This is a genomic window from Bradyrhizobium sp. WSM4872 (genome assembly GCF_055811715.1).
Genome location: NZ_JBVVPT010000029.1, coordinates 86,002 through 94,431 on the forward strand (window position 1 = coordinate 86,002; position 8,430 = coordinate 94,431).

General features: G+C 60.2%; 9 protein-coding genes. 3 read left to right on the forward strand and 6 right to left on the reverse strand.

The window, feature by feature from the left end:
- Positions 1–237: 237 nt before the first annotated feature.
- The gene (locus tag AC0L3C_RS29215; protein ID WP_473409665.1) at positions 238–1,926 is read left to right on the forward strand and encodes a hypothetical protein; all 1,689 of its coding nucleotides are present in this window, start codon (positions 238–240) and stop codon (positions 1,924–1,926) included.
- Positions 1,927–2,417: 491 nt separating this feature from the next.
- Here the strand turns inward: AC0L3C_RS29215 and AC0L3C_RS29220 are convergent, their stop codons facing one another.
- Complete coding sequence (locus AC0L3C_RS29220) at positions 2,418–2,693, reverse strand: hypothetical protein (RefSeq protein ID WP_473409666.1); 276 nt, start codon at positions 2,691–2,693, stop codon at positions 2,418–2,420.
- Between the two features lie 433 nt (positions 2,694–3,126).
- Between AC0L3C_RS29220 and AC0L3C_RS29225 the strand changes: the two genes are divergently transcribed.
- Positions 3,127–3,438, forward strand: a complete 312-nt coding sequence (locus AC0L3C_RS29225) for a hypothetical protein (protein WP_473409667.1) — start codon at positions 3,127–3,129, stop codon at positions 3,436–3,438.
- Here the strand turns inward: AC0L3C_RS29225 and AC0L3C_RS29230 are convergent.
- The 5 genes from AC0L3C_RS29230 to AC0L3C_RS29250 all read right to left on the reverse strand — a co-directional run bounded on the left by AC0L3C_RS29230 (position 3,435) and on the right by AC0L3C_RS29250 (position 7,765).
- Positions 3,435–4,766, reverse strand: a complete 1,332-nt coding sequence (locus AC0L3C_RS29230; protein ID WP_473409668.1) for a tyrosine-type recombinase/integrase — start codon at positions 4,764–4,766, stop codon at positions 3,435–3,437. The genes AC0L3C_RS29225 and AC0L3C_RS29230 overlap by 4 nt on opposite strands.
- A gap of 682 nt (positions 4,767–5,448) precedes the next feature.
- Positions 5,449–6,126 (reverse strand): hypothetical protein, encoded by a 678-nt coding sequence (locus AC0L3C_RS29235; protein WP_473409669.1) that lies wholly within the window; start codon positions 6,124–6,126, stop codon positions 5,449–5,451.
- Positions 6,127–6,183: 57 nt separating this feature from the next.
- A complete protein-coding gene (gene greA, locus AC0L3C_RS29240; protein ID WP_473409670.1) occupies positions 6,184–6,666 on the reverse strand; it encodes a transcription elongation factor GreA in 483 nt (160 codons plus the stop codon).
- Between the two features lie 90 nt (positions 6,667–6,756).
- The gene (locus AC0L3C_RS29245; RefSeq protein ID WP_473284845.1) at positions 6,757–7,269 is read right to left on the reverse strand and encodes a hypothetical protein; all 513 of its coding nucleotides are present in this window, start codon (positions 7,267–7,269) and stop codon (positions 6,757–6,759) included.
- Between the two features lie 157 nt (positions 7,270–7,426).
- Positions 7,427–7,765 (reverse strand): hypothetical protein, encoded by a 339-nt coding sequence (locus AC0L3C_RS29250; RefSeq protein WP_473265763.1) that lies wholly within the window; start codon positions 7,763–7,765, stop codon positions 7,427–7,429.
- Positions 7,766–8,019: 254 nt separating this feature from the next.
- Between AC0L3C_RS29250 and AC0L3C_RS29255 the strand changes: the two genes are divergently transcribed.
- On the forward strand, positions 8,020–8,253 hold the full coding sequence (locus AC0L3C_RS29255) for a DUF3551 domain-containing protein (RefSeq protein ID WP_007596464.1): 234 nt from the start codon (positions 8,020–8,022) through the stop codon (positions 8,251–8,253).
- Positions 8,254–8,430 lie beyond the last annotated feature (177 nt).

The window sequence follows — 8,430 nt, forward strand, 5'->3', positions numbered from 1 at the left end:
CCGCAATCAATTTCCGTTTTCATGCAAGTGGCTTCTACTTGAATTCGTTTTTCGCATTTTACGAAAGTAACGCACGTGTTGCGCTTGTATGCGTGAAACAACAAACGCAAGCTGTCGGGGGAGCGTGCAGTCGGACAGCTATCTCACCTGATGTGAACAGCTTCATACGCATGCTCGTCAGTTCTTTGTACAAGATCAAATGATGAATACTGAGGTTCAATTTAAGGAGGTCACGCAATGCCCGGATATTTTTCTGGCTACGAAATAGTTGCCGAGACCACGAACTTCCTCGTCACCTGCGAAAACGATCCAGGCGCTCGGCAGCGTGCGCAAAGCATCGCAGCAGTCTGCGAAACGGACCTGTTCAGGCTCAACCAGCTTTTCAGTACGAACTTCGCAGCGGGAATGAGTTCGCCGCACTCCATTTGGGTCGTGGTCTTAAAAGATGATCCGTCAGCGACGGCTAATGGCTGGAACTACGGCTACGAGACGGAAGAGAGCAGTCAAATCTGGATAAGGCGAGCATTCACGCCCCCTCCGCCTCCACCTCCATCGCTCTTCCCTCCAGATCCGCCACCCCTCAGTGGTCCAGATCTCAATGCCGCCGTCGTAGAGTTTCCAAGGTTCGTCTTCGTGGCAGAGCTGGCCGAAATCCTGATGGGGTTCACCGGCTACGGATGGGACGCGGGCGCTTCTCCGGGAGAGGGTCTGTCGAACTTGCTGGGCGCGCTCCTGCATCCGCGAGGTTACTATGATGCCGGCCAGGGGCCCCGAATCAATCAATGGTTAAACGGCGGGAGCGGTAACTCGCCGCGCTTCGACTTCGTATCGACCACCAAGAATACCGACCAAGATATCTACTCCTATGGCTGTGCAATACTGTTCATCAATTATCTCGTCTACCAGCGCGGGATTCCGCTGGAGAAGGTTATTCGCGCGGGCGGCGGCACTCTCGCCGAGACCTATTCGCGTGTCACTGGAGAAGCATCCGGTGCTGCGTACCCAGCTTTCAACGCGCTTCTTGCGGCACACATTCGCAACTCGACAACGAGCAACATGCGACGGGATAACATCTTCCCACTGCTTGATGCGGCGCATCGCAGCATTCAGACCACGCAAGCTGACCCCATCGACAAAGGCCACTTCGATGACCCCAACTCGACTTCCTTCGTGGTGAAGCCCGGACTGATGTGCCCGCCGTCTGCCTACGAGTTCTCCAAGCACGAGCAGCTGGTAGAGCAACCCATCTTCGCTGTAGCGCGAGGGATGGCGAACGCGAGATTTGATTGGAGCATCAATGATTCGCCAGCACCGGTGCACGGGAGCTGGACCCAGCTCACGGTCAACAGTCCACTTACGATCAAGAATCCGGATGGCACGGTGACTACTGTCGCCAACACGACCACCTTCCTCTATGGCATCGTCGATGTCTGGAATGAGAGCGTGCTCTATCTGAAGACATTGAATTGGAACGGAAACACCGATCTGAGCGTAAAGGTGTTTGCACGAGAGGCGGTCGAGCTCGACAGTGACGTATCCGCTGACGAGTCGGTAAGCCTGACGACCGTAACTTGGACGGCTGGGGAGGAGCTGAAGAAAGCACGAAAGAGGTGTAACCCGTTCTATGCGGAGGTAAACGATTCGCTGTGGCATTTGACAGAGAAGCTTAGTGACCTGAAGGACAGACCTGATCCACCGTACGAGCGAGCTGTCCGAGACATCGTCAACGAGGTGGAACGGCTTCAGAAGGCGGTTGATCGCTACTCCGAGGCCGGCGGCCAGACACGGTCGGAGACTTGGCACCAGCTCGGCAACCGGGGCGAGTTGCGCTCGATCGACCCTGTTCCTTCGCTCTTGCGTGTGTCGCGTAGGCGACTGCGGTCGGTAACGCACCGACAAGATCGCGATCGCTCCGAGACTGAGTAGCTACTCGCTTGCTGTAGTGGTGGATGCAGCCCCGAACGAAACAAGCGAATTTGGCGAACTCTTTGGACTGGTGTTGCGCCATCAAGAATTCATCGGTGCAGCGCATATCGCCAGCCATATACTGTGAATCTCTCGCCTCCGGACTTGATGCGTACTTGATGCTCGTATTCGTCGAAATAGCATTACGCGTGTCATCATCGAGTTCATTGCAGAACATGTTTTGGTGCGCGAGCACTGCGCCGCCACCACATTCGCGGAGGAGCCGAAGTGCTTGCGGCGTCTTCACCGGATCGCAAATTCCTGAAACCCATCTATCACGAGATACACAGGGTCGCGCCCTTGCCGCGACTGAATTGAATCGAGGGTGAGAGCAATAATGTAGCGTCCCAGCGTTTGGTGCGCCTCTTTGAGCTGAGTAATTCGCGTATTGACCAAAACGATTTTTCTCTCGCGAATGTACCTGGTGAAATCAACCTTTCGAGTGTTGGCATTCAGCATAGAAGAAGCGGATCGTTTTCTAATACGCCCCAGATGCGCGCCTTGATTTCCTCACGGGTGGAGGCGTAGTTGGGGGAATAGAAGTCATTCTCAAAAAAATGTCGGGCCGCTGGTGGAAGCAGCGGTATGGTTTCTCGAAACAGCGGATTAGGAGTCTTCTTGTGCGTACGGTCATCTAGTAGATCAAGCAGGGTGAAAAGGTTTGCATGCGGAATCATAAAGAGCATGCGGGCACAGAAAGAAAAGCACGGCGCTTGCTTACCGGTCATCTTCTGATTTGTAGTCGAGAATATGTAGCTAAAATCTGAAATGAGTTGTGCTGGGTTGCGACCTGTCGTCTGAAACAGATTGAGCGCAGGGGCGTCCAGGGGGTCGAGACGGCGTTCCAGTCATCCGTGCTTTTCGCTAAGCCCGCTACCGTGGTTCTGTACGAACTCCCGCGGGATGAAACGCGTGTGCTGCTCAAGGTAAGCTTGGTACATCTGCTCCTCGCGTTCGAGCAGCTGCACGAACCTACTATCCCGCCCCCCGGGAGTTGGGCAAGGCTTTTGATTAACCGGGAAGCCCTCCGGAAACAGGCACGATTTGTCCTATTTGTACGCCACACCTACCCAGCAGCCATACCTGCGCCCTCGATTTCTATATTGCTGCTGACCTCTGCGATTTATTGCCTCAAACCGGATCAGGGTTGGGGGCGGAGGCATGAACGGTGAAAACGAAGAGCCTCCGACCGAGGCGATAGGACCGCCAAGTAGTGGTGAGATGCCGCCTGCCACAAAGCGGCGTCGCAAGAATCGTGGCGTGCCGCCGCCCGCGACGTTCGATATCGATGCGCTGCCGGCCAGCTCCAATTTAACGGCATTAGAGACGGCCGCCGTTATCCGGCGGACGCCTGGCGCACTGGAGCAGTGGCGGCGTGATCCGAACCACCCGCTGAAATGGCGCTACGTCGAGGGCCGCCCGCTCTATCGTGTCGATGCGGTGCGTGACTATTTGGCCGGACAAAACCACTAAGCCGCTTCGGCTGCATAGTGTTCGCGAAGCCGGCCGAGCAGTTCGGCCTTGATTGGATCGAGCGGATTCGTTCGCTGCAGGCGCACGGCCCCGCCGACCCTGATCGCGCCAACCAATTCCGCGATGTAGTCATGAGCTGCTTCAAACGCCATCTTGCGAATGATCCACTGTTCGTCGTGATTGTAGACTTGATCGATTCCGCCAGGCTTTTGCCCGACACACAGTCGCTGGATCTCGTTATCGTAGCCGCAGCGTGACATGACAGTGCGGAGAGTGCGCCTCAAGTCATGCATGGTAAACTTGGCGACACCCGACTCCTTGACCAGCCGGTTGACCATCTTTGTGAAGCCCGACATCTGGCCGCCGGTCTTTGGTGACGGGAAGACATAGTCGGACGTGGCCCGTTGGAAATGCTTCGCAGCCGCAAGCACCTCGTCAACGAGGCGCGTGCGCGGCACATCGTGGTGCAGACCCATTTTTGTCCATGCCGCATCGAAGGTGATCCGGTCGTCCATGATGTGCTTCTGCCACTCGATGATGGTCGGCTCGCTCCGGCGCGCGCCGCCGAGCAAGCACATCCTTGTCAGTAGCCCAAAGGTGCCGAGCTTGCCGGACGCATGCCAAACCTTGATGATTTCTTCATCGCTCAGTGCGCGGCCCTTGGTTCGGCGTCCCACTCTTTGCGCACGAGTTTCCTTGGGCTCGCGATAGCCAGCTAGCACATTGTGGTCGACATAGCCCTCGCCGACGCACCATTCGAGGAACGTGTGGGTGTGCTTGCGCAGGTCCTTGGCCGCGCCGCGCTTGCCGGTCTTGGCGACGCGGTCGACTGCCGCCATGATTTGCCGCCGCTTCAAGTCGCCCACGCCGATTTCGGCCTGCTGCTTGAGCCCGCGCCGCAATGCCGACATGGCTGCCTTCCAGTTGACGACCTGACGTCCGGTCAAGGACGTCTGGTAGGGACCATCTTCGGCGATGAGGTCCGCCAGGATGGTGCGTTGCTTCTCGGCTGCCTGTTGCCGCCTCGCCTCCCGTTTCGCATCGTTGGGGTCCGTGCCCTTGACCACCTCGCCGGCGGCGATGGTGGCAGCCTTGCGCGCGGCCTTCTCATTGTACTTGGGCCACGGGCCGAGGGTCTTACGCTGGGTCCCTCTCACCCCCGGCTTGGTGAAGAGGTAGACCCAGGTTCGGCCGCCGGTGGCGCGCATGCGCAGAGCGAGGCCGGGCAGCTTGTCATCGTGGAGATAATGCTGGGTCTTGCCGAGCGGCAGCGTGGCGTTGCGGATCACCGCATCGGTGAGTGTTAGCTGGTTGGTCGGCTCTGGCATGACTCTTTCCCCACCTTTTGTGCCCCGGCGTGCCCCGCGAGGCGAAAATCGCGCCCTATCAGAACCGGCCCTCCAAGCTTCACTGTGTGCCCCAAAAAGGAACGACCGAGAGACCGTAGCTCGGACCCTCCCTCATCTTTGTGCCCCAAGGGAAAAATCTGAGGGGGCACAACAGGGGCACACAAAATGCAGTATGGCCGCTTATGGCTCACTGAGGCTTAAACAGCCATAAGGCACTGTAAGAAAATGCATTATTTCGACAAAACTATGGCTACGTGGGGCCCGCTTGGATCTACAGATTGTGGTTCACACGGGAGAGGTCCAAGGTTCGATCCCTTGTGCGCCCACCATCCACCTTCCTGAACTCTCCTGATTGCCGGCCCACCTGATTGCCGACCCATCCTCGACGCCTGGTGGCGTGTCGGGACCGTCTCAATCAAAAATGTCGAAAACAACCCCATGCACAGTAGCCGACCTCAGTCGGATCAAGGGGTTACAATGATACTATTTTTCCGAAATCGGATTTGACTCGTCGGGCAAAACACCGGCATGATGGCATCGTCGCGGTGGCCTGAGCGGAAGTATTGGTCATCGCCTTTGCACCGGCTTTTGTTTTGCGGATGATGTCATGTCGTCATTGCGAGCGGTGCCACTCCGGTTGACGCGCACGCCATCTCCAGCCCTACGCAGCCCGCGCCGGCCGCCAGGCTGCGTAGAGACCGACGAACGTCCCGATGGCGACCAGCGCTGCCGCCAGCAGCAGCTGCAATTCCCCGTCGTCGGTGGTGCCTACGGACGATACGAGTCTGCTCACGACGACGAACAGCACCCCCACGGAGGCTGCTGCGCCCACGCCGAGATAGGCAAGCTCGCGCGTCAGGTTGCGGCCGAGAAGTCCGAGTGCCGTGAAATACATCGCGCAGGCGTTGGGATGAACGAACAGGGCAATGCGCGCGTAAGGACCGTAGGCGTCGAGGAGGGACTCACACCGGTTCAGCGCCGCCTTTGAGGCGACCCGCTGCAACAGCGGTCGGAAAAAACGAGCCTGCCCGTAACTCAGGACGGCGCCCACGATGATGGCCAGCCACGCCACGATAAAGACGGAGACGTCCGCGGGCTTCGGATTGAGTGCCACGGACATCAAGATGAGAGCGGTTCCGGGAAAATAGCCAAAATACGGGAAGACCGACTCCAGCAGCACGCAGACGAAGATGAAGACCGGAAACCACGACGAACCGGTCGCATCCTGGACGATGGCGTTCAGGTCGAAAAGATCAGTCCTGTACAGGACGAGATACATGCACATGGCCAACCCGGCCAGCGCGTAGAACGGCAACGCTCCCGACAGAAACCGCCTCATCCAGCAGCCATCGCGCCTTGTTGCGCGGACACAGCGGAAACCATCGACAAACGCCCCCTACCCAATCGACAAAATCTCGATCTCCTGCGCACCCGACCCCACGACATCCCCGACCGCCTTCCCCATCAGCGACTTCGCCACAGGGGCCACGAACGAGATCGAGCCGGCCTTGGGATCGGCTTCATCCTCGCCGACGATGCGATAGATTTGCACGCGCCCATCGGCGCGGCTGAAGGTCACCGTGCTGCCGAAGGCGACGATATCGGTCGAGGCCGGAGCGGGAATGACCTGCGCCGTGCGCAGCCGTTCGGCGAGATAGCGGACATCACGCAAAGGCGCCGCCGATTGCCGGCGCTTTTCGTTGACGTCCTCGATGGCCTGCGCGGCTTCATAGGCCTCGCGCGCGTCCTGAAGCTGTCTTTGCAGCGCCTGCAAGCCCGCTTCCGTCACGAGGTTTGGATGCGGCGAGATCGGCCGATCCGGCAACAGCGTCTCGGCGGCGGTTTCCGCGCTCTCTTCTTTGGTAAAGGCAACGCTCAAGTCGAAAATCCTGTCGAACTGTTCGGGCTCACGGCCCGCGCCTTCGCGCCGCGAGGATCGCGGCGGGCAAAAGCTGGCGATCATCCCGGATCATATCTCAAGTACGACGAAACGGCGCAGCTTGAAGACGATGTCCGGCATGGCCTGCCGGAACCGCGTGGCGTCCCGGAATGTGGTCGAGAACGGCGCGAAGGTGATCATCGCATTCCAGTGCCTGTAACCGTAGACCGTCACGGAGGCACCGGTCGCCGGAAAATTCTCCAGCTTGCGCAGCTCACCCAGGACGAGATCGGCGATCGCTTCCGCAGGCAGCAACTGCTTGCCATCAGGCGTCGTGGCGATCTTCGCTGGGGGCTCGACCGGATTCGCGGGGGCCAGCGTCGCATCGGGCGCGTTCCCGGAATTGTTTTCGGGCTTGTTCTCGAGCGTGGCCGGCGGCGTATCGGGGGCGGACTCGACAAACTCAAAACCGTTCGTGGGCGCGGTCGGCGGCGGAACCTCGATGAGGGGCGGCGGCGCAACACTTTCTGAGGTGCGCTTGTTGCCTCCCAGGATGCTGCTGATCATGGCCACAAGGCCAGCATCCCTCACGTCGTCACTCATTACTTCCCCCAGGCTCCGGCCTACTCTAGCACCGCTCGCGCGGACCGCCACTGGGATGTATGGCCGGATTCCGTCCGGCCAAGGTCCTATTTCAAGTCCGTCACGCGGTGACACCGGCGGCGCGATGCCCGATCACGCCGCGCCGCCGTGCGATCCGTCACTGCTTGTCGAACGGAATGTATTGCTGGTACTGCTTGGGCACCGAGCTGCGGTAGCGCGCGGGCACCGTGCCACTGTCGACCGAGTGATCGATCTCCTGCTGCCGCGTCATCTTCTTCTTCGCCGGCTTCTTCGACGCACTCTTTTTGGAGTCGGTCGGCTGGCTGGAAGCGTCATTGGTGGCGCCCGGCGCGGTCGTCGTCGCTGCCGGCGCGGCATTTGTCGTCGCAGGCGCCGCGGTTCCGGCGGCGGCTGGTGCGCCCTGCGCCAACGCGAGCGGTGTCTGCATGAGAAGCGCCAGCGCTGCTGTCGCAGCCAGCAAGTATGATTTCTGCATTAGAACCTCCAAAATACCTGATCCGAATAAGGCAAGCGTAGTTCTCCGGGATCGACGCGTGCAAGTCCGTTCACGATAGGCTCGAACCCCATCGTGAACTGTGGCCGAGATCACATTGCCGGCGGCAGGCTGCGTCATGATGTGCCTTGTCGCGAACGCAAGGCATTCTGGCGACACCAACACGGGCATGACTGCGCAACAGACGAGCCAGGCTCGCTGACATTCCCACCCACTCGCTCTCAAAGGAGACCGACATGCGTCGCACCATCCTCACTCTCGCATCGCTCGCGGCCCTGCTCGCCGTAGCATCCCCGGCCGCCCAGGCACATCCTGCGAACGACCGATATTGCATCCAGGGCCGCTCGTGGGGTTACCCCGGCAATTGCCAGTTCGCCAGCTATCAGCAGTGCCTCGCTACCGCCTCCGGCACGTCGTCCTATTGCGGTATCAACCCGCGCTACGCGTTCTCGCAGCAGCGCGACTACTGACGAGTTGGCGGCGGGGGGGGGGGGGGGGGGCGCGCGGCGCCGCGGGGGGGGGGGGGGGGGGGGGGGGGGGCCGCCCCGCGGCCGGGGGGGGGGGGGGGCCCGGCCGCCCCCGCCCCCCCCCGCGCCCCCCCCCCCCCCCCCGCGGCGACGGCCACCTCACGCCCCCCGCCGCGGCGG